Origin of the sequence: Saccharicrinis sp. 156, from assembly GCF_050589685.1 — a bacterium.
Taxonomy (GTDB): domain Bacteria; phylum Bacteroidota; class Bacteroidia; order Bacteroidales; family Marinilabiliaceae; genus Saccharicrinis.
On sequence record NZ_JBNGOS010000033.1, the window covers coordinates 15736 to 40432 of the forward strand.

The window sequence follows — 24697 nt, forward strand, 5'->3', positions numbered from 1 at the left end:
GAAGCTGCCATGGGACAGCTTCTATTACGACTAATTATTTTTCCGGAATATTAACCAACACATCGAGCAGGTGAAGCCAGAATTTATTTACCGTTTCAATGTTAATCCTTTCATCGGGCGAATGGGCGCCACGGATGGTTGGTCCGAACGAGATCATATCTAACTTTGGATATTTTTCCAGGAAAAGACCGCACTCCAAGCCAGCATGTATCGCTCTAACCACGGGAGCTTCTCCAAACAGTCGCTCATATGATTCCCTGGTGATGTTCAAAATTTCCGAATCGGTATTGGGTGCCCATCCCGGGTATCCTTCTCCATGCTTAACTTCTGCACCCGCCAATTCAAACACACTGCGCACCATGGCGGCAATATCTTCTTTGGCCGATTCTACAGAGCTTCGCTGGCTGGTGGTGATAATCATTTTATCGTCTTCCTGCTTAATTGCAGCCAGGTTAGTCGAAGTCTCCACCATTCCTTCTATTTTTCGGCTCATCTCTATTACCCCGTGCGGGCAAGCATAAACTGAGTTTAACAAGCTTTCCTGAAAGCCTTTTTCAAATACACTATCCGGGATATCACACGATTCCAGGTGCATCCTTAAATCAGGCTCCGTGACTTCAAGCTCAGAACACAATTCATCGTAAAAAATATTGAATGCTACTCTAATGGGTTCTTTTTGAGATGTGGGAACCAAAGCTAAAGCGGAAGCTTCACGTGCGATGGCATTCCTCAGGTTTCCGCCACTAAACTTGTTCAACCTTAATCCGTATTCCCGGGAAGCGTTCCATAAAAAACGATTCAGTATTTTGTTGGCATTCCCAAGACCTTTATGTATATCATCGCCAGAATGCCCTCCTTTTAAACCAGAAACATCCATCTTAAAAGCAAAGCAATTAAGCGGTGTTTCTTCCATTTGGATTTCAAAAGTGGCCACCGTGTCAACACCCCCTGCGCACCCAATAAATAATTCACCATCATCCTCAGAATCCAGGTTCAGGAGTATTTTACTTTTGAAGAAGCCTTTTTTTAAGCTAAATGCTCCGGTCAGCCCCGTTTCCTCATCAACGGTAAACAAACACTCCAGATCGCCGTGTTTGATGTCATTACTTGCCAGCAAAGCCAACTGGGCAGCCATACCGATTCCATCGTCGGCACCCAATGTGGTATCGGTAGCTTTAACCCATTCACCGTCAATTTTCGGGACTATCGGGTCTTTATCGAAGTTGTGTTTTACGTGGGAATGCTTTTCGCATACCATATCCACATGCGATTGCAATACCACGGATTCCAAGTCCTCGCATCCCTTGGTGGCAGGTTTGAGAATCAGTATATTCCCTATTTCGTCCTGTTTATATTCCAACCTGTGTTCCTCGGCAAAAGATACCAGGTACGCTAATATCTTCTCTTCTTTTTTCGATGGCCTGGGGATTTGACATATCTTTTCGAAATATTTCCATACTACAGCCGGTTCTAACGATTCTAAAATATTCATTTCATTATTATTTTAACTTTTAAACACACTTGATGAAAATCAACAAGTTAACCACACCCTTCAAAGCGAAGCAGCACCACTGGCTCGTTTCATCGGTTATTTTTTTGAAGCTATAAAAATAAAACGTAAAATTAGCATATGAGATGAGCATTCTCAGCTATACTTACACCAGGAAGTCTTTGGTATATCCGAGAAAAAAAACTGACCTTAATCCGTTAAATTACATCCGATCCGCTATCAAGAGAATATGAGACTTGTTCCCTGATTATTTGAACAATTCCAATAGAAGCATAATCTCCTCCTTTTTATGTTCATTACCTTGGTTTTCGTATGCATACGATAAATTGAACAGCACTCTTTTAATAATATCCAAGTTAGCGCAAGGATTAAAGTAAGACGATATATTGTTTAATTTTTGTTGTTTAATGAAGTATTCTATTTCTTTTCTTCCCAAGATCGCCCCTTTATTTACAGGGTTAATGTAAAACATCACATTATCCTTATGCCCGGCAGACGTAAAAGGATGAATATTTTCATCCAAAAAACAAAGGATAAAATTCTTCGGTAGGTTAACACCGTATATCGGTAAACCTAATCGTTGTGCCACTACCGAGTATATGATAGACAAGGATATCGGATTACCTTTTTTAGTATCAACCACCTCATTGATATATGAGTTTTGCGGAGCAAAAAAGTTGGCACTATTCCTTACATACTTATGGATATCAAACATGACATGATTAATAATCCTAACTTTTTCCAGTGAGGTAAGGTGATCGTTCAGTTCCAGCCAAACATCTTTACGCAATTTGTTTACCTTTTCGTTTAATTCGTCGTAGTTCAGTTCGGGATATTGATATTTGGCAACCAAAAACGCCCCATAAAACAAATCTTTTCCGCCCTCATTCACCCACTTGGCCATAAGACTTTTTACGTCATTCAACTGAAGTGTATGAATAATGTTTTCAACCCTTTTTTGAAAAACGTCGTCATGAGATATTTCCCAGGCTTTTTCCAACTCATCGACTACTTCAATCTCTTCTTGAAGCAACTGCTCCTCTACCGTACTAAATACCACCTCGTTAGGATCATCCAATAAAGATATTAATGCGTGTACTTTTGTCTTATCCATGGCTCCCACTTTTAATGTTGTTAAACCAAACTATCCAGTACCTTCTCTATCAAATCCTTCATAACTGGCTTATAATCGTTACTGTATTCCCCTGCTTTTCGATTTGCGATAATGGCACAAACTGTGGCTGCATTGTGCCCTAACAACTTCGACAATCCATAAATTGCCGAACACTCCATTTCGTAATTAGTTATTCTGTGCTGGTCATGTCTAAAATTACTGATTTTTTCGTTAATATCCACATCTTGAATACCTAAACGTATTATTCTTCCTTGTGGACCATAAAAACCGGGAGCCGAGATAGTAACACCCTGATGAAATCCATTTACCGAGAGTTCGTCCAACAATTCCGATGAAGCATCTACTACATAAGGGGATGCAAGCAGTGGATTCCAATTCAAACCTTCTTTAAACTGTTGCTCAAAATCCAAATCCACTACCTCATCTCTTCCAGCATAAAAATTTAGCAAACCATCGAATCCTATTGCCTTTTTGCTTAACAAACAGCTGTCCACCGGCAGGTCTTTTTGCAAAGAACCAGAAGTACCTATTCGCACCAAATTAAGGGATTTCAAAACCTGTTTGACCGTTCGCGTTTTAAAGTCTACATTGACCAGGGCATCCAATTCATTAACCACAATATCGATATTATCGGTACCAATTCCTGTTGCCACAACCGAAAATCGCTTCCTTTTATAGGTACCTGTAACAGATACAAACTCGCGGTTCCTGCGCTCAAGTTCAACCGTATCGAAAAAGGATACAACAGTTTCTACCCTGCCCGGGTCTCCGACCAAAATAATATTGTCGGCCAGTTCGCCGGGTTTTAGCTGAAGATGGAAAATACTTCCATCCTTGTTTATTATTAATTCTGATTCTTCTATTCTTCGTGCCATGCTATATTGTGATAATTTAAAGCAAGGTATATTTTTTTTGTAAAACATGTAATCTTTTATCATAAAAAAACTTTTAAAAACTTTTTATATGTTGTACCCCAAAGCCACAACCGATATAAACTTACTTTTAAATTGTCTAAGGCACAAGGGTTAACCCTGTTTTGGCAAATCACTCATTGGGGTGCAGTACGAGACCAATTGAGTGATGCACTGCATCGAATCCACAACGCATACAACATCGTACCCGAGATATTGCTTCCGGATGTTGGGCCTAATAAAACCTTTTATCATCTAGGAAGAATACGACAAAAATTCATTTTTTCTTTCTATTTTTGCCCAAAATTATTGACTATGATACAAAGAATCCAGACTATTTATTTATTGATAGCATTGGCTTTTGGTGCTTCCATGTTTTTTGCACCTCAGATAACGTTTGCTGCGGATACTGAATATATATTAAACTATACTGGAATTAAAGCAGCAGCGGCAACTGAAAACACTAAAAGCATCCCCACCATTGCTTTAACCATACTATTGGTGCTTACTCCAATGGTATCGTTAATGGCAATATTTCTTTTTAAGAAAAGGATGATTCAAATTAGACTTTGTGCGGCAAATATCGGTTTGTTGTTGGGTACAACCGCTCTGATTTACTATTTCGGAACCGTTGGGTTGAAACAACTTTCTGCAACCCACTTAACTTATGGAATCAGCACGGTATTTCCTATTGCTGGTGCCATCCTTAATTTTCTGGCATTAAGAGGTATTGGCAAAGATGAGGCCTTGGTAAGATCAATGGATAGAATCAGGTAAACGTGTCTTTTAGCCGTTCTACCCATAATGTACTAGAATCCGGTTACGCAATTAAACTACTGCAAAACACGGTGTTTCACTGAGTTGCTGCAACTCTCCAGAGGGGTGCTATGCCTTATTTCAGCAACGCCTTGTTTTATGGTATTTTAAATGCTCATTACCTGCCTATAATACATATCCGGGTTTAAGGAAAATATTTTAAGCTGCAGAGATGCGGCTTTTTTTATGTGAATATTTTATAATCAGAAGAACATGTTTCTACGCACCAAAAAACTTATTCAACTTTATTTGCTTTGGCTCATCTACCTTTTAAAAACAAAACGCCCCTTCAATGCGACTGCAAAGAAGGGACGTCCTTATTTCGGTGACTAACTAGTTTTTAGTTTTTGGTCTCTTTTACAATAACGTCATGTGCACCACCTTCAATAATACTTGTTGAGGACACCAAGGTAAGTTTAGTATCCGTTTGCAATTCGCTCAACGAACCAACTCCGCTACTACACATGGTAGCTTTTATTTTACCTACGGTCACTTCTACATTATCTTTTAGTTTACCCGCATAAGGAACGTAACTATCCACCCCTTCTTCAAATTTAAGATTGCTGTTACCTCCCATATCGTAACGCTGCCAGTTGCGTGCCCTGTTAGAACCTTCGCCCCAGTATTCCTTCACGTAATTACCACCGATCAACAACTTTCGGGTTGGGCTTTCGTCGAAACGGGCAAAATACCTACCCATCATCAAAAAATCGGCACCCATGGCCAATGCCAGTGTCATATGATAGTCCTGCACGATACCACCGTCTGAACAAATTGGGATATACACCCCTGTTTTTTGGTAATACATATCTCTTGCTGCTGCTACTTCAATCAAAGCCGTGGCCTGCCCTCTACCAATTCCTTTTTGCTCACGCGTAATACAGATAGAGCCTCCGCCAACACCAACCTTAATAAAATCGGCACCTGCTTCGGCCAAATACATAAATCCATCTGTATCCACCACATTTCCAGCTCCCACTAAAACCTCCCCAAAATTACCTTTTATATACTGAATAGTTTCCTTTTGCCATTCTGAAAACCCATCTGACGAATCAATACAAACCACATCAACCCCAGCCTCTACCAAAGCGGGAACCCTTTCCTGATAATCACGGGTGTTAATACCTGCACCCACCAAAAGTCGCTTGTGCTTATCCAGCAACTCATTAGGATGTTCCTTATGGCTATCGTAATCTTTGCGAAAAACAAAATATTGCAAATTTTTATCCTCATCCAGGATGGGCAAGGTATTTAACTTATGCTCCCAGATCACATCATTCGCTTCTTTTAACGAGATACCACCTTCTCCATAAATTAAATCTTTTAATGGTGTCATAAATTCTTTCACCTTTCTACTGTGATCGTCTCTGCTCGGTCTATAATCCCTGCCTGTAACAAGTCCTTTGAAAGCACCTGTGGCAGATCCGTCCTCGGTAACACCAATGGTTGAAAACCCGGTTCTTTCCTTTAAAGCGATAACATCTTTTAGAGTGTGTTCTGGTGTCAGGTTAGCCCTGCTCTCCACAAACCCTGCCTTATGTTCCTTAACCCGTTTAACCATTTTGCATTGTTCCTCAATACCCTGCGAACCAAAAATAAATGATAATCCACCTTCCTTGGCCAAAGCTTTTGCCATTCCATCATCTGATACAGACTGCATGATAGATGATACAAATGGAATATTTAATGAAATTGCCGGTTCCTCACCTTTTTTAAACTTTACCAATGGTGTCCTCAAATTAATTTTATCGGGCGTGTGTTCCTTTGTGGTTAAACCCGGAATAATGAGGTACTCATTAAAGGTTCTTGATACTTCGTTGATGATATTTGCCATAGTAGTTCGAATGAAAAATTGCGCAAAAATATACATTTTTTTTCTATTAACCGCGTAATGACAAAAATTCACAATTTAATGAAGAAATTTGACCTTCTCCCTTTAATACAAATTATAAGTTATTTTTTAAACTTTCCGAACGTAATTCAATTGTGCCACAGCATAATTAGACCAACCAGGCAACGTATCCTAGACCCAATTCTGTATTTCTTCCTCATTAAAATAGTCACCATCAAAAATTGTATGATTAAAGTCTTATTCAAAGCACTTCGCAAAGAATTGTATTAGTGGATCTGTAACCAATGTTTCACCATAGTCGCCAATCGCATTATTTATTCCGGCATGGTCGTAAATACTTCCGTCCACCTCTGACACAGATACACCTTTTGATTTTAACGTATCAATGAATTCATCGGCATATGCTATTCGTCCGGCAGCACCTCTTTTGGCTATAAAAAATCCAGGGTATGTATTGCCGTTAGCAATATTGAACAAAGGTGATGCTTCTTTATTTATGGTTTCACCAAATCCAAATGCATTGATATACATTTCCTGATTGGTACCATTTTTTACCTGTTCGTCTACATCGTAGCTTTCGGTATCTATACAAGCTACACCTTTAATATCAAATAAGGATAACCCTACGTCATTTAAAAACATTGGGTTAGTACCTGTAAGAGCCACCAAATGCGCTCCTGCACTATGCCCTAACAGTGCAATTTTGTTTTTATCACCTCCCAACGAACCAATATGGGTGTAAATCCACAGCAATGCATCAGCAACATCAATATTGTGATCGGGATATTTTATCCTGCTTGTATTATCAATTTCAAAAGGAAAAGGGCTCAACCTGTAGTTTATACTTACAAAAACATAGTTTAAGGAGCGAAACAAATCTATTTTATTGTCTAACTGGGAAGCTTTATCGCCAATACTCCAACCACCTCCGTGCACATAGACAACTATAGGTTTTTTGTTGGATATATCGCTTGTATAATAAACATCCAAACTTAATAGATTTTTAGAAACACCGTCAATATTCTTGTATTGATAGGTATCGAACTTAATTATTACAGGTTCTACATCATCACCTTCACCTTTAGTGGTACAACTCATATTCCACCATATCAATATAAATAGTAGGTAACGCATAACTTTTTTATGCTTAGACGGATTCTTTTAGTAAAAGTTTAACCGGGCATAAGATTTATCATTTTATAGAAAATAATTCCGGAACAGGGCACTGGCTCAACGCTACGGCCAGCCATTAAATCATCATCAACATACTGCATAATAGAACTTTGAACCAACACCAACAAAAAAACAGCAAGTAAAAAACTTTGAACTTTCTACTTTTAACTCAAAACAATAAGTTTGTATTTTGTAAATTCGCAGCAAACTACATGTTACATGAGCAATTTTAAAGAGGACTTAATGAAGGTAAAGGCTTTTGCCTTTGATGTAGACGGTGTTTTGTCTGCTCAGATTATACCTATGGATTCTGAAGGTGTTCCTATGCGAACAATCAATATTAAAGATGGTTATGCCCTGCAATTGGCCGTTAAACTGGAATATCCAGTCGCAATAATTACAGGAGGTAATACCGAAGCTGTGAGAAAACGATACGAGTTATTGGGTATTGAAGATATTTACATGCGTGCCTCGGTAAAAGTTCCTCATTTTGAGAATTGGTTAAACAAAAGAAACCTAAAACCGGAGGATGTGATGTACATGGGCGACGATTTACCGGACTACCCTGTAATGGATGCGGTTGGTGTCCCTGTTTGTCCGGCCGATGCGGTTGAAGAAGTAAAGTCACTATGCAAATATATCAGCCATAAAAACGGAGGAGAGGGATGTGCACGCGATGTTATTGAACAGGTATTAAGGGCACACGGAAAGTGGGGATTGGATCATTCTTGGTAAAAAAAATACTATGATATCATTATTGCGTTTAGTTCGCCTTCCCAATCTACTGATAATAGTGTTATTGCAATGCTTGATCAGGTATGGGTTAATCATACCAATTTTAAACCATTTTGGTTATGAACCTGTTCTGTCCGATTTTCGATTTGGGTTGTTGGTATTGGCATCGGTTTGTTTGGCCGCATCGGGTTATGTGATTAACGATTATTTCGACATTAAAATCGACCGTTTAAATCGTCCTGATAAAATGATAATCGACAATGGCCTGCAAAGACGGCAAGCCATGTTTTTTCATGTTATCCTATCGTTTATTGGGGTATTTATTGGCCTGTTTATTTCCTATATCGCGCGCAAGGAAACCTGGGCGCTTATGTTTTTGTTAATACCCGTCTTTCTTTGGTATTATTCCACTACATTTAAAAAACAAGGATTTATTGGTAACTTGATTGTAGCGGGTTTAACCGCCTTGGTTACCATTGTTGTAGTTTCGTTGGAATTTGCCATGTTGGTGCGTGTTCACGGCAATGCGATTGTAAATACCGAAGCTTGTTCAACCGCATGGTTCTGGACGTTAGGTTTTGCTTTTTTTGCGTTTGTGACCACCCTTATCCGCGAGATCGTAAAAGACATGGAAGATGTTTTTGGGGACGAACAAGGTGGGTGCAGAACCTTGCCCATTGAAATAGGAATGAAATTCTCGAAAATTTTTGTGGTTATACTTACCTGCAGTACATTATTGTCCATATGGGGTTTGTATTTTACCTTCGATATTTTAAACAGCTCTATAATTACGCTTTGGTATATTGCTGTTTTAATAACAGCCCCCCTTATTTTATCCATTTATTTTTTATATAAAAGTAAAACACCAAAGGCATACCATCGTTTAAACACATTTTACAAACTGATTATGTTGTTTGGAATTTTATATATCCTGGTAGCAGGGCAACTGTTTTAATGCAATATAGCGTATGCTTCAGCAACATCTAAAAAATTATCAAATCATATTGGCGTCTAAATCTCCCCGGCGTTCGCAACTGTTGCGGGAAATAGGGGTTGATTTTTCCGTTGAAAGTAAAAGTATTGAAGAAGTATACCCGGATGGCCTAAACAAAGAAGAAATTGCCACCTATCTTTCCGAACTAAAAGCCGCACCGTTCAAACAAGAAATTCAGCATACCAATAAATTGGTGATTACATCGGATACCATCGTTTGTTTAGGGCAAGAGACTCTGGGTAAACCAAAGGATAGGACCGATGCTATTGAGATGCTCAGAAAACTTTCGGCCAATACACATGAAGTAATAACAGGCGTGACCTTGTTGAGTGCCCACAAAATGCAATCTTTTGCTGTTTCTTCAAAAGTATTTTTTAAAGCACTGAATGATGAAGAAATAGCGTTTTACGTAGATGAGTACAAACCATTTGATAAAGCCGGTGCTTATGGCATTCAGGAATGGATTGGAATGATTGGCATTGAAAAAATAGAAGGTTCGTACTTTAATGTGGTAGGATTACCCATACAAAAATTATATACTGAACTAATGAAATTTTAACTCAATAAAAATACAGATAGCTATAAAATTAAACACATGAGGAAAATTCTTACTTTACTGATTGTATCAGTTGTTTTTTGCCTTTCGTCACAAGCCAGGGAAGGTATGTGGATTCCTATCCTGCTTGAAAAATATAATATTGAAGAAATGCGGCAAATGGGCTTTAAGCTTACTGCAGAAGACATATATAGTGTAAACCAAGCTTGCATGAAGGATGCCGTGGTAATATTTGGTGGCGGATGTACGGGAGAGCTTATCTCTGATCAAGGACTCATCATCACCAACCACCATTGCGGTTTTGATGCCATTCAAAAACACAGTAGCGTAGAGCACGATTATCTCACTGAAGGATTCTGGGCCAAAGATCGCGCACATGAGCTCATCAACGATAATTTATCCGTTACCTTTCTTAAAAGAATCGAAGATGTTACCGATCGGGTTTTAAGTGGTGTAACAGAGGGTATGGAAGGCAAAACCGATACCATCCAAAAAAACATTACGACGATCATTAAAGAGGCCACCGAGGGTACGCATTACAAAGCAAACATTAAGCCATTCTTCCAAGGCAACCAATATTTCCTCTCGGTAAACGAAGTGTACAACGACGTTCGCCTGGTGGGCGCCCCACCTTCCGCCATCGGAAAGTTCGGCGGAGATACCGATAACTGGATGTGGCCTCGCCATACCGGCGATTTTTCTCTGTTTAGGATATATGCAGATAAGAACAACAGACCCGCCGATTATTCAAAAGAAAATGTACCGTATAAACCGCTCAAGCACTTTCCTATCTCGTTAAAGGGAGTCGAAGAAGGTGATTTCACCATGGTGTTTGGCTATCCAGGTTCAACGGAACAGTACGTCCCTTCTTATCACCTTAAGATGATTACCGAAAAAGTAAATCCTGAATTGATAGACCTACGTACAAAGAAACTTGATATTATTAAAAAATATCAGGAAAAAGATCCAGCTGTCCGAATCCAATATGCTACAAAGGCGGCCCGAATTTCCAACTCATGGAAAAGGTGGATTGGTGAAATCAAAGGTTTGGAAAAACTAAATGCCATTGACAAGAAGGAAAAATTCGAAGCTGATTTTCAATTCTGGGCAGATAAAAATGCCGAACAATATTCCGGTTTGTTAAAAGAATACCAATCGATTTATACAACTTATGGTGATTATCGCCTGGCAAACAATTACTTCTTGGAAGCCATATTCCGAAACGGAATGGAGGCAGTTCAAACGTCGAGCCTTTTTAATCGGTTAAAAACAGCCTATCAAAAAGATTCACTGGATCAGGAGCAAATAAAATTGATTAAATCGGACTTAAACAAGAAGCTTACTGCATTTTTTAAAGATTATTATAAACCTATTGACAAAGAAATAACGGTTGCCATTTTATCCATGTTCAGGGAAAGTGTAGACGCTAAGTTTCATCCCGAAATTTACAGTTGGATTGACAAAAAGTACAAAGGCAATATTTCGAAGTTTGTAAATCAGTTATTTGCCAAAACTCTGTTTGTTAACAAAGAATCCACAATGTCGTTTGCTAAAAACTTTACGGCCAAAGACCTGAAAAAACTCGAAAAAGATCCTGCTTATAAACTATTTAGCAGTTTTTATAACGCTTATAGGCAAAAAAATTCTGAATCCTACAGTCAGTTGACTTCCGAAATAAAAGACCTCGATCAAAAATATATGGCGGCTCAAATGGCTTTTCAATCAGACTCTGTTTTCTATCCTGACGCCAATTTTACATTAAGGGTATCTTATGGGAAAGTGAAAGGCTACAAACCAAAAGACGGTGTCGTATTTAACAACCATACTACGCTAGAGGGTATTATTGAAAAAGATAATCCGGACATTTACGATTACCGCGTTCCGGAAAAGTTAAAAAAACTTTACGAAAAAAAGGACTTTGGACAGTACACACGTAACGGTACAGTACCCGTTTGTTTTATCGCCACTAACCATACTACAGGAGGTAACTCGGGTAGCCCGGTAGTAAATGCCAACGGCGAACTAATTGGCGTAAACTTCGATCGTGCCTGGGAAGGCGTGATGAGCGATTTAATGTTCAATCCCGAACAATGCCGCAATATTTCGTTGGATATCAGATACGTTTTATTTTTGATAGACAAATTTGCAGGAGCAAGATATCTATTGGATGAGATGACTTTGATAAAATAGCTGTTTAAACCCGCAATATGCATTAGAAATTCTATTACACATTGAAATTACTTTAAAACAAGGCACTTCGTTGCATCACTTCAACTCACCAGAACGATGCTCCCGAAAGTAATCGGGACAAGTGATGCCTCGTTTCAGTACTGCCTTGTTTTATGGTACTTGCAATACTAATCACGAACCTCCAATACATAATCCGGATTAAAATTAATTGAAACTTAAAAAAAGCCAGGATCGTTCATGAACCTGGCTTTTTTTATTCCTCTAATCTACTTTTTTGTCTCCCTTTAAATTAAACGCTGCAATTCTGCGCGATAGTTTACTATACAAAACTGCCAGCTCATCATCATTATCGAGCATAGCCAGATGTTTGTCAATTACGTTTCTGTCGCCTCTTATAGCCGGTCCGGTTTGTGCTTTTACGGGTGACAAAAATTCCGTTTTAAATGCTGTTTCTTTAATTAACGGTTTCATTACATCAAAGCTGACATTGTTCTTTTTCAGAATACGATCTGCTATGGCATACATATGGTTCGAAAAGTTGCAGGCGAAAACTGCAGCTAAATGTATTTGCTGACGCTGGTTTGAATCACAAGCGATCACGGTTCCCGATATTTTTCTGGCAAAATGTTCCAGTTCTTTGCTAACTTCATCTTTATTTGCTTCAATTAAAATGGGAACCTCCTCAAAATCGACTTCCCTTTCTTTGCTAAAAGTCTGAAATGGATATAAAATACCATATTTATTAAATCGAATAAGTAAATCCACTCCCAAAGAACCAGCAGTATGAACCACAATACCTTTGACTTTTGGCATTTGTTCAATGGTAGCTAATAAAGCTGCATCTGTAACCGCAACTATGTATAAGTCGGCATCTACCTGAATTTCCTCAAAGTCATCCGTGGCATAAGCATTCAGTTGCTCTGCCAATTCTTCCGCATTTGCAAGGGTTCTACTAAAAACCTGTCGGATATTAAGTCCTTTCTTTACCAAACGATTACCTAACTGAGTGGCTAAGTTTCCTGAACCGATCAATATGATATTTCGAAGCATATTAAACTACTTTATTATTAAGATGAAGATCCATTGAACCCTAAAGATGCATTTTTTAATGCATCTTCACTTCTAAGAAGTGAAGAAATTCTTGCAATACAAGATTTTGTCAGGAATAAACCCTGACATACAAAATCATCATATTGGTGTTTGATTATTTAGCTTAACTAGCTGATTTTCTTTCATTAAATTATGCATTTATATTTTAGATGCATAATTGGGTTTATCGAGAATAAAAGTAGTAAAATAAGTGACATGTGTGGTTAACAACAATGAATATATCCAAGTTAATCCGTATAATTACTGGGCGATTTTTTCCTTACCCTCCTTAACACTATATTCGACAAAAAATGCAAAGATATTAGCATTACGGTACTAAAACTATTATTATTTTTGCAGCTTGTTTGTGGTTGTTAATTTACAGCCCGATAATAAATACATAAGAAGTTTGTTTTTTGTATATTCTAACTATCCATGAAGAAAGAAAGGGTTTTGCTGGGAATGAGTGGGGGTGTAGACAGTTCCATGTCGGCATGGTATTTACAGGAGCAGGGGTACGAGGTAGTCGGAATTACATTTAACACAGTATCTCCACTGGCATCACCAGGTTCCCGTCAGTTTATTTTAGAAGTAAAAGCACTGGCAGCCGGGCTTCACATCGAACACCATTTGATAGATGTTTATGACGCGTTTAAAAAAGAGGTGATCGATTATTTTGTCGACGAGTACCTGCGGGGCAGAACGCCAAACCCTTGCATCCGATGTAACGAAACCATTAAATGGAAATTGTTATTGGAAGAATCTGAACGGCTCAAATGTGATAAAATTTCCACCGGACATTATGTTAATGTAGTAAAAAAGGATGGATACTTTCATATTCTAAAAGGTTTAGACCCCGCTAAAGACCAATCATACTTCCTATGGAACTTGCCCCAACAAACACTATCGAAATGCATATTCCCATTGGGGTCCTTGCATAAAAAACTAATAAAGGAAAAAGCCAAAGAGCTTGGTTTTAAGTCCATGGCCAACAAAAAAGAAAGCATGGGGGTTTGCTTTTTACATGGTCAGAATTACAGGTCGTTTATTGATGAAATAAAACCCGATCTAAGAGAAAACCTCGATAATGGTGAAGTGCTAAACAGCGATGGAGATAAAATAGGAACCCATGAAGGATTTCCTTATTATACGATTGGCCAAAAAAGAGGACTAAACCTGCTCAAGAACCATGGTGAATGCGTAGCTCAAATTGATGCTGAAAATAACAAGTTAATCACTGCTCCTAAAAACTCGCTTTTTTCAGACCACCTAATCATCAGCGACTACTTAACAAATAATCCTTATTTTTTAAACCGTACGCAAAAAGTCGATGTGCGAATCCGTGGCTTAGATTGTGTTCCCCCTACCCCAGGAACAGTGGAGCTCATCGACAACCAACTTCACATCCATTTTAATGAACCCGTATGGGCATTAACGCCCGGGCAATCCATCGTTATTTATCAAGATAATATTGTTGTTGGCGGAGGCATTGTGGATGATATCCAATTCAATGCCCATATTGAATCTTAGTAAGGCTATTGGTTCTTTTCGTAATTTTATACCTGTCGTCTGTTCTGTGACCAATCACCCAAATAATATCATCTCCCGAAATCAACAACCAGGTATCTTCTTTGTCTTTTAAAGAAAACTTTTCATCGATGAAAAAGTCGCTCAGCTTTTTGAAGTTTTTCATGCCCAGTGGACGGAACTGGTCGCCTTGTTGCCATTTGCGTATCGCTAAGGGGTAATTGAGCAATTCTTCATCAAACTGAGCCACCTGACTGCTTTTGTCAATTTTATATCCATTGGCCTCAATACCCTTATCTAACTTGAGTTTTATGGGAAGATCGATCTCGTTTTGGTCGATTTCAATATAAAAACGTTCATTGTGATCATTTTCTTCCTTAGGCAGAAGAATCACATTAAATCGATCTTTTATCAGTCGATATTCTTTTGAATAAAACTGCTTTCCAGAAACATTGTTCTCGATACTTTCCACCAACTCATTTACAATAGCCCCGTTAAACCCATAAGGATGCAGAATTTCAAATAGAACCAAATTCTTATCCACAAAGCGATGGATATGCTGCAACGATATTAGCATCTGACCATCCTGTTCCACCACCAACTCCTTTTTAATTTCCTCCACAGAACCCTTAACAAACCTACTTACCTGATCCAGATGCTTCATGTTAGTCTCCATGGTATCCATAAAAGATGGATTTAATTCCATCAACCGAGGAAGGATTTGATGCCTTACCTTATTTCGCAGATAAACAGACTCCAGGTTGGATGAATCCGTTCTGTAACTTAGATTATGCACTGAACAATATTGCACTATTTCACTTCGCGAGAACTGCAATAACGGGCGAATAACATGGCCGTGAACAGGTCTAATACCAGACAAACCTTTAATGCCAGTTCCCCTGGCAAGATTTAAAAAGAAGGTTTCTATACTATCGTCTTTATGATGACCTGTTGCAATCCAGTCGAACTGTTCTGCTTCTTTTAGTTTTTCGAACCAGGCATATCTCAAATCCCTAGCTGCCATTTCAATGGAAATTCCATTTTCCGTCGCATGCCCTTTTGTGTCAAAAGACTTTTGAAATAGTTTTACACCAAGCGACGCACATAAATCCACAACAAAATGCTCATCCCCATCCGATTCATCGCCTCTTAAATTAAAATTACAATGTGCCGCACAAACACCTACCTTCAACGAAACTAATTGATGTAACAAAACAACAGAATCAGCACCTCCACTCAACGCCACCAATACCCTTTGCCCGGATTTGTATTTGCATTTATCTTTTAAGTAATTTAAAAAACGATTATTCATAGGGTATTATTTTATCCTGATTAAACAACTGTAAAATAGCCTTTGCTTTTAACAGGCACTCTTCATATTCCTTTTCGGGTATACTTTTTTCGGTTATGGCACCTCCCACCATAAACGACAGATATTTATTTGTTGAGTTATAAAGCAAACTACGAATCACCACATTAAAATCGAAATCACCTTCTGGCGTAAAATACCCTATCGCACCTGAATATACGCCTCTTTTGGTTTCTTCATATTTCTCGATAAGTTTCATCGCCCTAACCTTAGGTGCCCCGGTCATTGAACCTGCCGGAAATGAAGACCTGATAGCATCCATTCCTGTTTTATCTTTGTCCAACTTTGCGGTTACGGTAGAAATCATCTGAAATACCTGTCGGAAAGGGTAAATACCGCAAAGTTCCTCTACTTTTACCGAACCTTTTTCTGCCACCCGGGATAAATCATTACGCACCAAATCAACAATCATTATATTCTCCGATCGTTCTTTTATACATGATGCCAAATCCTTTTTTAAATTATCGTCTTCAATAGAATCGGCTCCTCGCTTGGCGGTTCCTTTAATAGGTTGACTGATAATTTTATTTTTTTCCATTTTAATATATCTTTCCGGAGATGCACAAAGAACATAATGGTGCTTCGTTTTTAATAAACCGGAAAATGGTGTTGGGGAAATTTCCACCAATGTATTGTATATTGCGAATGGGTTTATTTCCGTATTTTCAGCAAAAAATTCCATGCAATAATTCAACTCATATATATCACCCTTATGTATATGTTCCAAAATAGATTTAATTGACTGACAATACTTATTCTTGCTTACCCTTGCCGTAAACTGCACCTTGTCAACTATTCTTTCTCCGTTGTTTTGTGAAAAAATGGACGAGATTATTTCCCTTGCCTCCTCTTCTTTATTTATGTCAGCCAAATAACCGATAGTCCATTTATTGCCTATGCACCGGATCACATAGCGCGGTTGAAAAAAAACAGCTTTATCGAAATTTAATCCGTCGTGATTGACCGAATACAATTTCTCTAAGTCATCCTTTAAATCATAACCCCAATAACCACACATCCAATCGTTAATCTCCGATTGAAATTTTTGAACTGCTTCAAATCCACCAATCACCTTATCTATGTGATCAAGTCCTACCATTAAATCCGCTGTATGATAATCCACTTCTGATTCGCGATTCCGATAGTAATCACAACTATCATAAACGGCACCGTATTCGAATTTTCTGCAATATAGAACTATCTTCTGTTTGAAATCGGTTGAATCTTCAACGTGAAAAGAAAAATACCTACGCATGGCGCAAATTTAATTCAAAATGGTATAATCGAACCTATTCATATCAAAAAAGCACCCACAAATTAATGTAGATGCTTTTAATCATATTTTTAACCAGCTTTAATCTCGTTTTCCTAAATAATCAGAAATACCTTCCTGCGAAGCGATTAATCCTTCATCACCAGCATGCCAATCTGCAGGACAAACCTCACCGTTCTCCTCGAAGAATTGCAACGCGTCAATCATTCTTAATGTTTCTTCAACGCTACGTCCCAGCGGCATATCATTTACCACTTGATGACGCACAATACCTTCTTTGTCAATTAAAAACAGTCCTCTGTAGGCCATTGGTGTGCCTTCAAATACCATTTGTCCTTCTTCGTTATAATCATACTCCCCAGCCAACACATCATAGTTTTCGGAAATAGTCATCGCATTATCTGCAACCAACGGGAATTTCACTCCTTTGATACCGCCTTCTTTTTTATCTGTTTGCAACCATTTCCAGTGAGAAAAAGCAGAGTCAACAGATACGCCAACTACCGCAACGTTTCTTTTTTCAAACTCAGAAATCTTGTCCTGAAAAGCAATAATCTCGGTTGGACAAACAAATGTAAAATCTGCCGGATAAAAGAATAATATAACACTCTTTTTACCTACGAATTGATCCAGAGAGTAATTCTCCACTATTTCACCACCGTTAACAACTGCTTCCGCTTTAAAAGCCGGTGCTTTTTTTCCTACTAGTACTGCCATAATTTTCTTATTTGTTTATTTAATTCTGAAATATTATTGATTACACACCTCAAACAAAAGGATATAAATATTGTTCTCATAAATTAGAAAATTTTTTTCACCTTGTCAATACACTCAGTCTACTTTATTTGATATCAATAGACTCATTTATATTTTTTAGGTCTACAGATTGGAAGATGAAGTGGCTTACCAATATTTATATTGTTCAGAAATCTGTTGATTCTGCGGACACCTCTTTTCCATTGTCAGAATTGAAGGATTAAAATTAATCCGCGTACGATTTTATTTCGCGGATAGCTCAACTATTTTTATGATTACTTCAACTGCCTTTTCCATACTTTGAAGTGGGACAAACTCGAACCTTCCATGAAAATTATGCCCTCCGGCAAAAATATTAGGCGTTGGCAAACCCATAAAAGACAAACGAGCCCCATCGGTTCCGCCGCGAATTGGCTTTATATTTGGCGTCACCCCCACTTCTTCCATGGCTTTTTTAGCTTGGTCAACAATATGTATTACCGGCTTCACTTTTTCGCACATGTTATAATACTGATCCTTTATTTCTATGGAGACGGTACCACTGCCATATTCGCTGTTTACTTTACTGGCCAGGTGTGCCATTTCCTTTTTACGGTCTTCGAACCTTTCGCGCTTAAAATCTCTAATAAGATAAGTGAGTTCACTTTTCTCCACCTCACCTTTAAATGACATCAAATGATAAAAACCCTCATATCCGGATGTATGTTCGGGAGTCTCGACCCTTGGCAGCATGGAAATAATTTGATTGGCGATACGTATCGAATTTCGCATTTTGTTTTTTGCATACCCAGGATGCACGTTTCTGCCGGCTACTGTTATTTTAGCTATTGCGGCATTAAAGTTTTCATATTCCAACTCCCCTATTTCACCGCCATCCATGGTATAGGCATATTCAGCCCCGAATTTTTCCACATTAAAATGATCGGCTCCTGCCCCTATTTCTTCATCCGGCGTAAATCCAATCCTTATTTTTCCATGTTTAATTTCAGGGTGATTGATCAGGTGTTCAGCCGCAGTCACTATTTCGGCCACTCCAGCTTTGTCATCCGCACCAAGTAACGTTGTTCCATCTGTGGTTATTAGTGTCTGCCCAACATATTTCTTTAGTTCGGGAAAATCAGATGTTTCCATAATGATATGGTCCTCTTTGTTGAGAACAATATCGTTGCCATCGTAATTTTCTATTATTTGAGGGTTCACATGTTTCCCTGTAAAATCGGGACTGGTATCTACATGAGCAATAAAACCCATTACAGGCACTTCCTCTTCAACATTAGCGGGAACTGTTGCCATCACGTACCCGTTATCATCCAACTCAACCTCCTGCAAACCAATTTCTTTAAGCTCTTCTACCAATTGTAGCGAAAATTTCATCTGTCCCGGGGTAGACGGGGTCAGTCCTGTATCCGTATCCGATTGGGTATCAATACTCACGTATTTTAAAAACCTGTCTTTTATGTTTGTCATATTATTTATATAATTTTAAAACTAAAACAAATATTCTTTCTACCGAAGTTAAAAATGCAATGCTAACTGATAAAAGTAGGTGTTAATAAAATAAATACAAAAAGGGGAAGCTAATAAAAAGCCTCCCCTGACAAATATCATAAAGAAATTCCGCTACTAAATCTTAATAAGATTTCGCAAATAAAACCTTTTGTGCCGAAGGTTTACCAGTAACCATACATTTTCCCGGTGTTTTATCTCCGTTTAAAGGAATACAACGAATGGTTGCTTTGGTTTCGTCCTTTATTTTTTGCTCTGTTTCAGAGGTACCGTCCCAATGCGCTACAACAAACCCACCTTTTTCGTTTAAGACCTTTTTAAACTCCTCATATGTACCTACCTCTGAGGTCATTTCCTCCCTAAAGTCCAACGCTTTTTTAAAGATGTTTTCCTGGATAGTATCTAACAGCGCTGCAACATATCCATCCACACCATCAATAGAAACCACTTCTTTAGTCAAAGTATCGCGACGGGCCACTTCAACCGTATTGTTCTCAATGTCGCGGGGGCCAACAGCCAAACGGACCGGTACACCTTTCAATTCATACTGGGCAAACTTCCAACCTGGCTTGCGGTTATCGCTGTCATCGAACTTTACGGAAATTCCTCGTTGCTTTAATTTAACAACTACATCATCAACTACAGCCGAAATTTTATCGAGATCTTCCTGACTCTTATAAATAGGAACAATGGCCACCTGAATTGGCGCCAATTTTGGAGGTAATACCAAACCAAAATCATCGGAGTGCGCCATAATTAACGCGCCCATCAAACGAGTTGAAACTCCCCACGAAGTAGCCCAAACATAATCCTCTTTTCCTTCCTTATTCGCAAATTTCACATCGAACGCTTTTGCAAAGTTCTGTCCTAAAAAGTGCGACGTTCCCGACTGCAATGCTTTACCATCTTGCATTAAGGCCTCTATTGTATAGGTTTCCAACGCTCCGGCAAACCTTTCGTTCGCAGTTTTACATCCTTGCACGACCGGCACGCCCATAAACTTTTCAGCAAAATCGGCATATACCTGAATCATTGTTTCAGTTTCTTCCATAGCTTCTTGCTGGGTTGCATGGGCCGTATGCCCTTCTTGCCACAAAAATTCGGCTGTACGCAAAAACAAACGCGTTCTCATTTCCCAACGGACCACATTGGCCCATTGGTTACATTTAATGGGAAGATCGCGATAGGATTGAATCCAGTTTTTATACGTATTCCAGATAATAGTTTCCGAAGTAGGACGAACAATCAACTCTTCCTCGAGTTTAGCATCCGGATCAACCACAACCCCGTTTCCATCAGGATCATTCTTAAGTCGGTAATGCGTAACGACTGCACATTCTTTTGCGAAACCCTCAACATGATCTGCTTCTTTACTAAAAAATGACTTCGGGATAAACAAGGGGAAATAAGCGTTTTCATGTCCTGTTTCTTTGAACATTTTATCCAGTTGTTGCTGCATCTTTTCCCAGATAGCGTAACCATAAGGTTTAATTACCATACATCCGCGTACTGCCGAGTTTTCTGCCAAATCGGCCTTCATTACTAACTCGTTATACCATTGTGAGTAGTCAACACTCCTCTTTGTTAATCCTTTTGCCATATGTTTGAATCAATTTATATCTTAGCCACTAATAGTAAGTTATTTTAAATCGATTATGTCGACGAATAATATTACTATTTGATAACATCTTTATCTGTTTTTTAGAGTGCGCAAAATAACAAAAAATCAGGCACATATTTAAGCGTAGTCTAAGAAAAAGTAATGCATTAACTCCTTCCTTCCTTCCTGTATTCTGCCAAAAAATAGCGGAATACTGGAAGGAAGGTAGGTAAACAGAATTTTAAATTCTTTAGTCTTAATACATATATACCTGATTATCTATTAATTAATAATATTTATCAATTATTTCACCCACTAACTTGGGCAAGCTATAAACCTGTTTGTCTATAGCTTTCCTGGTTAGGATATTATAAAAACAGCACTACATTCCAGTAAAGAATTAACTTTTATTATTGTTAATTTTTGTAAATAATAATTGCAAAATAACAAAAGTATGGTACGTTTATTGTTGTTATCAAACCAGTTGTAACCTTTATTAGGGTATTTAGACCTTTTATGATTTAGAATTGTTATTTTGGTAGCGTTTTTTATCGTTTCAGGTCAATATCCCGATCATAACTAAAAGCGTACGCCATGAAAAAGTTTATATTTTTTATATCCGTTGTCACCTTTGTTTTAAGTGGATGTACAACTCAAAGGTCATACACTTCCGACATTTACGAAGATGATATTTACTACACACCTTCAGACAAACCTGTTGCTGTTGCCCAAAAATATTCGGCTTTACCCAAACCGGATAAAATGATAAAAAAAGAAGATAACAAACGAATTTCAAACTTAAAAAGCGAATATAACAGATCCGAGAGAGCTGAACAGCAGGAAGATCTGAGAGATTTTTCGCAAATTCAACAAGAATATACCAGCTTATTGACCAATGACACGATTCAAGAAGTGGATTCTTTGTTGTACTATGACGAAAACACCGGATATTGGGTGAACGAATTTGAAGGTTCGGAAATGGACAGGGATTATGCGGAAAGACTAGCGCGTTTCCATGGGCCTTTCAGAGGCATTCCATACTGGTCGCCTTTATACCAAGATGTCATATTTAACAGTGGTTTTGACTATAACGTATACATAGATGGTGATTATGCATTTGTTGTACCGAAATGGCACAGCCGTTATTATTACGATTGGCGATTTGGAAGAAGTTACAACAGATTTGGATACTATGGCGGTTACGGTTTCTACGACAGTTGGTACGGTTTCAACTCGCCATACTATTCTTCTTGGGGATACCCTTATTTTGGATGGGATTTCGCCTGGGGATTTGGCGGATATTATAATCCTTACTATAACCATCACCACCATGGAGGTTATTATGGTGGCCATGGAGGCACTTACAAAAATAGACCAGTTTATTCTAGCAGCAGACAAGCGGCGGGACAATCTACGTCTACTTCAAGCAGTGCGACACAAGGCAAGTTAAGCTCAGGATCCTCAAGAGCCGCAATGCAATCACGATCTAATACCAGCAGAAGCACAAGAGCATCTTACACCCCTACCACCAAAAGCGCGACTACCAGTAGCAGAGCAACCAGTAGCAGTAGGACAACAAGAAGCTCTTATACACCTATATACAACAACACCAAACAATATTCAACAACTACAAGAAGTAGTTACAACCGAAGCAGCAGTACGCCAAGTTCCAAATCGAGTAGTGGAACCAGCCGTACTTATAGCAACAATAGTTCAAGCAGAAAATATTCAAGTGGTAGCAGTACTAAAAGCTCCGGCTACAGCACCTCTCCAAGTAGAAGTTCTTCCAACCGAAGTACCAAAAGTTACAATACAGGAAGTTCCAGTAGCAGAAGTTCGAGTTATAGAAGCAGTGGCAGTTCGTCATCGAGATCCTATAGTCCCTCATCCAGCAGCGGATCCCGATCATCAGGATCATCATCCAGCAGCTACTCCGGTTCAAGTAGCCGATCTTCCAGTTCCGGTAGCAGCAGTCGATCAAGCAGCGGTAGCAGTAGCCGATCGAGCCGAAGTAGGTAAAAATATCATATAATTGCAAGCATATTTTTAATTGTTTAACCTTTTCACAACTATAACGATGAACAATATAAAACATTTAACAGCATTGCTTCTGTCATTTATAGTCCTCTCCTTAAATGCTCAGAACTACGAAGACATGTTACGGTATTCCCAACCCCAGTATAGCGGAACGGCTCGTACCATGGCCATGGGAAATGCATTTGCTTCAGTTGGAGGCGACTATGGTTCCCTTGCCATCAACCCCGCAGGTATAGGAGTATACCGCTCATCGGAATTCACTTTTACACCTTCGGTGATCATGAACTCGACATCCAGCACATTCCTGGATAATAAAACGGATGAAACAAAACTCTCGTTTGCACCCAGTCAAATTGGTTTTGTAGGAACCTACAAACCCATGAGAGACGTAAAAAAAGGGCTGGTCAGTTCTCACTTTGCCATAGGGTACACACGAAACAACAACTTTAACTATAAATCACTGGCTGCAGCGCGCAATACAAGCCAATCACTGGGCGGCTACTTCGAACATAACGCCAATGATGCAGACGGTTATTGGAGTCAACTAACCAGCCTTGCCTTTGATGCTTATATTATTGATGAGATTGATGATGGCAATGGCGGTTCTTATTATTCTTCGTTTATGAATCCTGGAGATATGGTTCACCAAACCAATATTCTCGAAAAAGAAGGTTATTCCGGAGAAATAAACCTAACCGGCGGCGTTAACATCAGTAATTTTTTAATGGTTGGAGGTAGCGTTAATATTGTTACCATGCGTTACAAAGAAGAAGCTAACTATTACGAGGAATACAGTTTGGACAATGGTCAGGTAAACAGTTATGATGTATTTGACAGGTTTTCGGTAAGAAACTATTTAGATGTTTCCGGCGTAGGGGTTAATTTAAAAGCCGGGTTTATTTTAAAACCTGTAAATTTTTTTAGAATTGGTGCCGCATACCACACCCCAACATGGTACAATATAGAAGAAGAATTTGGTACCGGGATAGATGCCGTTTTCTTTAACGACATTGATGCCGTTGGGGGCAATTCTACTTATGCATATGACTATGAAAACGTGTTTGAATATAAGGTGATTACTCCTGAAAAACTGGTTGCTGGTGCATCTTTTGTAATAGGAAAATTTGCCATATTGAGCGCCGATTATGAATATATCGATTATGCAAACGGCAAGTTCAAAACAAACTCAACCAACTACGAAGATATTCTTGCTATTAGAGATGCGAGTGATGCTTTAAAATATGATTTAACCAGTACTCATAATTTTAGAGCCGGAGCGGAGTTCAAGTTAGGAAAACAAGTTAGTTTAAGAGGCGGTTATTCTTGGCAGGAGTCTCCATATAAAGTAGGGGAAAAGGATAGAGAAATTACTAGTTATTCTGCGGGCCTTGGATTCAGAAACAAAAACTATTTTATTGATTTGGCCTACAAACTATCGTCATTCGACAACCGTTTTTTTAACTACAACTGGGATGCAGAATATGATCAGGATTTAGGTGTACCCTACGAAACCGTTGCTAAAACCAATGACCATTTCGTGGCGTTAACGATGGGCTGGAAGTTCTAAATATTAAAGAATAATAATATCTAAAATCCCTGGGACAAATTGTATTAGGGATTTTTTTATGCTTTGTTGGACAGTGCTTCCCGGTAAAAAAAATGTAATCA

General features: G+C 38.6%; 19 protein-coding genes. 8 read left to right on the top strand and 11 right to left on the bottom strand.

The window, feature by feature from the left end; translation table 11 throughout:
* Positions 1-34 precede the first annotated feature (34 nt).
* From ACRD64_RS18675 to ACRD64_RS18685, 3 genes are all read right to left on the bottom strand, one after another.
* Positions 35-1492: an aminoacyl-histidine dipeptidase gene (locus ACRD64_RS18675; protein WP_430934982.1), complete on the bottom strand. Its 1458-nt coding sequence runs from the start codon at positions 1490-1492 to the stop codon at positions 35-37.
* Positions 1493-1757: 265 nt separating this feature from the next.
* Positions 1758-2624 carry a transglutaminase-like domain-containing protein gene (locus ACRD64_RS18680; RefSeq protein ID WP_430934983.1) on the bottom strand — a complete coding sequence of 289 codons (867 nt, stop codon included), beginning with the start codon at positions 2622-2624 and terminating at the stop codon, positions 1758-1760.
* Between the two features lie 20 nt (positions 2625-2644).
* Positions 2645-3520: a nucleoside phosphorylase gene (locus ACRD64_RS18685; protein ID WP_430934984.1), complete on the bottom strand. Its 876-nt coding sequence runs from the start codon at positions 3518-3520 to the stop codon at positions 2645-2647.
* A gap of 351 nt (positions 3521-3871) precedes the next feature.
* On the opposite strand from ACRD64_RS18685, the gene ACRD64_RS18690 reads away from it, so the two are divergent.
* Positions 3872-4333 (top strand): DUF4293 domain-containing protein, encoded by a 462-nt coding sequence (locus ACRD64_RS18690; RefSeq protein WP_430934985.1) that lies wholly within the window; start codon positions 3872-3874, stop codon positions 4331-4333.
* Positions 4334-4712: 379 nt separating this feature from the next.
* On the opposite strand, the gene ACRD64_RS18695 is transcribed toward ACRD64_RS18690, so the two are convergent.
* Positions 4713-6206 (bottom strand): IMP dehydrogenase, encoded by a 1494-nt coding sequence (locus ACRD64_RS18695; RefSeq protein ID WP_430934986.1) that lies wholly within the window; start codon positions 6204-6206, stop codon positions 4713-4715.
* A 255-nt stretch (positions 6207-6461) separates the two neighbouring features.
* Positions 6462-7358, bottom strand: coding sequence for an alpha/beta hydrolase (locus ACRD64_RS18700; RefSeq protein ID WP_430934987.1), 897 nt, complete (start codon positions 7356-7358; stop codon positions 6462-6464).
* A 258-nt stretch (positions 7359-7616) separates the two neighbouring features.
* Here ACRD64_RS18700 and ACRD64_RS18705 point away from each other — a divergent pair, with 258 nt between their 5' ends.
* From ACRD64_RS18705 to ACRD64_RS18720, 4 genes are read left to right on the top strand one after another with little or no spacing between them, the layout of a single operon-like run.
* Positions 7617-8132: a KdsC family phosphatase gene (locus ACRD64_RS18705; RefSeq protein WP_430934988.1), complete on the top strand. Its 516-nt coding sequence runs from the start codon at positions 7617-7619 to the stop codon at positions 8130-8132.
* Between the two features lie 10 nt (positions 8133-8142).
* Complete coding sequence (locus tag ACRD64_RS18710; RefSeq protein WP_430934989.1) at positions 8143-9087, top strand: geranylgeranylglycerol-phosphate geranylgeranyltransferase; 945 nt, start codon at positions 8143-8145, stop codon at positions 9085-9087.
* Between the two features lie 13 nt (positions 9088-9100).
* Complete coding sequence (locus ACRD64_RS18715; RefSeq protein WP_430934990.1) at positions 9101-9685, top strand: Maf family nucleotide pyrophosphatase; 585 nt, start codon at positions 9101-9103, stop codon at positions 9683-9685.
* A gap of 36 nt (positions 9686-9721) precedes the next feature.
* Positions 9722-11872 (top strand): S46 family peptidase, encoded by a 2151-nt coding sequence (locus tag ACRD64_RS18720; RefSeq protein ID WP_430934991.1) that lies wholly within the window; start codon positions 9722-9724, stop codon positions 11870-11872.
* Between the two features lie 261 nt (positions 11873-12133).
* Here the strand turns inward: ACRD64_RS18720 and ACRD64_RS18725 are convergent, their stop codons facing one another.
* Positions 12134-12922, bottom strand: a complete 789-nt coding sequence (locus tag ACRD64_RS18725) for a Rossmann-like and DUF2520 domain-containing protein (RefSeq protein ID WP_430934992.1) — start codon at positions 12920-12922, stop codon at positions 12134-12136.
* A 474-nt stretch (positions 12923-13396) separates the two neighbouring features.
* On the opposite strand from ACRD64_RS18725, the gene mnmA reads away from it, so the two are divergent.
* Positions 13397-14491: a tRNA 2-thiouridine(34) synthase MnmA gene (mnmA, locus tag ACRD64_RS18730; RefSeq protein ID WP_430934993.1), complete on the top strand. Its 1095-nt coding sequence runs from the start codon at positions 13397-13399 to the stop codon at positions 14489-14491.
* Here the strand turns inward: mnmA and tilS are convergent.
* The 5 genes from tilS to proS all read right to left on the bottom strand — a co-directional run bounded on the left by tilS (position 14469) and on the right by proS (position 20992).
* Positions 14469-15800 (bottom strand): tRNA lysidine(34) synthetase TilS, encoded by a 1332-nt coding sequence (tilS, locus tag ACRD64_RS18735; protein ID WP_430934994.1) that lies wholly within the window; start codon positions 15798-15800, stop codon positions 14469-14471. The genes mnmA and tilS overlap by 23 nt on opposite strands.
* Complete coding sequence (locus ACRD64_RS18740; RefSeq protein WP_430934995.1) at positions 15793-17112, bottom strand: anthranilate synthase component I family protein; 1320 nt, start codon at positions 17110-17112, stop codon at positions 15793-15795. Before ACRD64_RS18740 ends, tilS begins: the two co-directional genes overlap by 8 nt.
* Before the next feature lie 99 nt (positions 17113-17211).
* A complete protein-coding gene (locus ACRD64_RS18745) occupies positions 17212-17847 on the bottom strand; it encodes a peroxiredoxin (RefSeq protein ID WP_430934996.1) in 636 nt (211 codons plus the stop codon).
* A gap of 282 nt (positions 17848-18129) precedes the next feature.
* Positions 18130-19353, bottom strand: a complete 1224-nt coding sequence (gene pepT, locus ACRD64_RS18750) for a peptidase T (protein WP_430934997.1) — start codon at positions 19351-19353, stop codon at positions 18130-18132.
* A 163-nt stretch (positions 19354-19516) separates the two neighbouring features.
* Entirely contained in the window at positions 19517-20992 is a 1476-nt protein-coding gene (gene proS, locus ACRD64_RS18755; protein WP_430934998.1) for a proline--tRNA ligase, read from the bottom strand.
* Positions 20993-21586: 594 nt separating this feature from the next.
* On the opposite strand from proS, the gene ACRD64_RS18760 reads away from it, so the two are divergent.
* The gene (locus ACRD64_RS18760) at positions 21587-23011 is read left to right on the top strand and encodes a hypothetical protein (RefSeq protein WP_430934999.1); all 1425 of its coding nucleotides are present in this window, start codon (positions 21587-21589) and stop codon (positions 23009-23011) included.
* A gap of 58 nt (positions 23012-23069) precedes the next feature.
* Positions 23070-24596, top strand: coding sequence for an OmpP1/FadL family transporter (locus tag ACRD64_RS18765; protein ID WP_430935000.1), 1527 nt, complete (start codon positions 23070-23072; stop codon positions 24594-24596).
* Positions 24597-24697 lie beyond the last annotated feature (101 nt).

Excerpts from the sequence above, each read along its gene's own strand:
- pepT (WP_430934997.1), bottom strand. The coding sequence starts at position 19,353 with ATGACAAACATAAAAGACAGGTTTTTAAAATACGTGAGTATTGATACC.
- ACRD64_RS18685 (WP_430934984.1), bottom strand. The coding sequence starts at position 3,520 with ATGGCACGAAGAATAGAAGAATCAGAATTAATAATAAACAAGGATGGA.
- ACRD64_RS18740 (WP_430934995.1), bottom strand. The coding sequence starts at position 17,112 with ATGCGTAGGTATTTTTCTTTTCACGTTGAAGATTCAACCGATTTCAAA.
- ACRD64_RS18695 (WP_430934986.1), bottom strand. The coding sequence starts at position 6,206 with ATGGCAAATATCATCAACGAAGTATCAAGAACCTTTAATGAGTACCTC.
- mnmA (WP_430934993.1), top strand. The coding sequence starts at position 13,397 with ATGAAGAAAGAAAGGGTTTTGCTGGGAATGAGTGGGGGTGTAGACAGT.
- ACRD64_RS18700 (WP_430934987.1), bottom strand. The coding sequence starts at position 7,358 with ATGCGTTACCTACTATTTATATTGATATGGTGGAATATGAGTTGTACC.
- ACRD64_RS18720 (WP_430934991.1), top strand. The coding sequence starts at position 9,722 with ATGAGGAAAATTCTTACTTTACTGATTGTATCAGTTGTTTTTTGCCTT.
- ACRD64_RS18765 (WP_430935000.1), top strand. The coding sequence starts at position 23,070 with ATGAACAATATAAAACATTTAACAGCATTGCTTCTGTCATTTATAGTC.
- ACRD64_RS18680 (WP_430934983.1), bottom strand. The coding sequence starts at position 2,624 with ATGGATAAGACAAAAGTACACGCATTAATATCTTTATTGGATGATCCT.
- ACRD64_RS18725 (WP_430934992.1), bottom strand. The coding sequence starts at position 12,922 with ATGCTTCGAAATATCATATTGATCGGTTCAGGAAACTTAGCCACTCAG.
- ACRD64_RS18690 (WP_430934985.1), top strand. The coding sequence starts at position 3,872 with ATGATACAAAGAATCCAGACTATTTATTTATTGATAGCATTGGCTTTT.
- ACRD64_RS18715 (WP_430934990.1), top strand. The coding sequence starts at position 9,101 with ATGCTTCAGCAACATCTAAAAAATTATCAAATCATATTGGCGTCTAAA.
- proS (WP_430934998.1), bottom strand. The coding sequence starts at position 20,992 with ATGGCAAAAGGATTAACAAAGAGGAGTGTTGACTACTCACAATGGTAT.
- ACRD64_RS18710 (WP_430934989.1), top strand. The coding sequence starts at position 8,143 with ATGATATCATTATTGCGTTTAGTTCGCCTTCCCAATCTACTGATAATA.
- ACRD64_RS18675 (WP_430934982.1), bottom strand. The coding sequence starts at position 1,492 with ATGAATATTTTAGAATCGTTAGAACCGGCTGTAGTATGGAAATATTTC.
- tilS (WP_430934994.1), bottom strand. The coding sequence starts at position 15,800 with ATGAATAATCGTTTTTTAAATTACTTAAAAGATAAATGCAAATACAAA.
- ACRD64_RS18745 (WP_430934996.1), bottom strand. The coding sequence starts at position 17,847 with ATGGCAGTACTAGTAGGAAAAAAAGCACCGGCTTTTAAAGCGGAAGCA.
- ACRD64_RS18760 (WP_430934999.1), top strand. The coding sequence starts at position 21,587 with ATGAAAAAGTTTATATTTTTTATATCCGTTGTCACCTTTGTTTTAAGT.
- ACRD64_RS18705 (WP_430934988.1), top strand. The coding sequence starts at position 7,617 with ATGAGCAATTTTAAAGAGGACTTAATGAAGGTAAAGGCTTTTGCCTTT.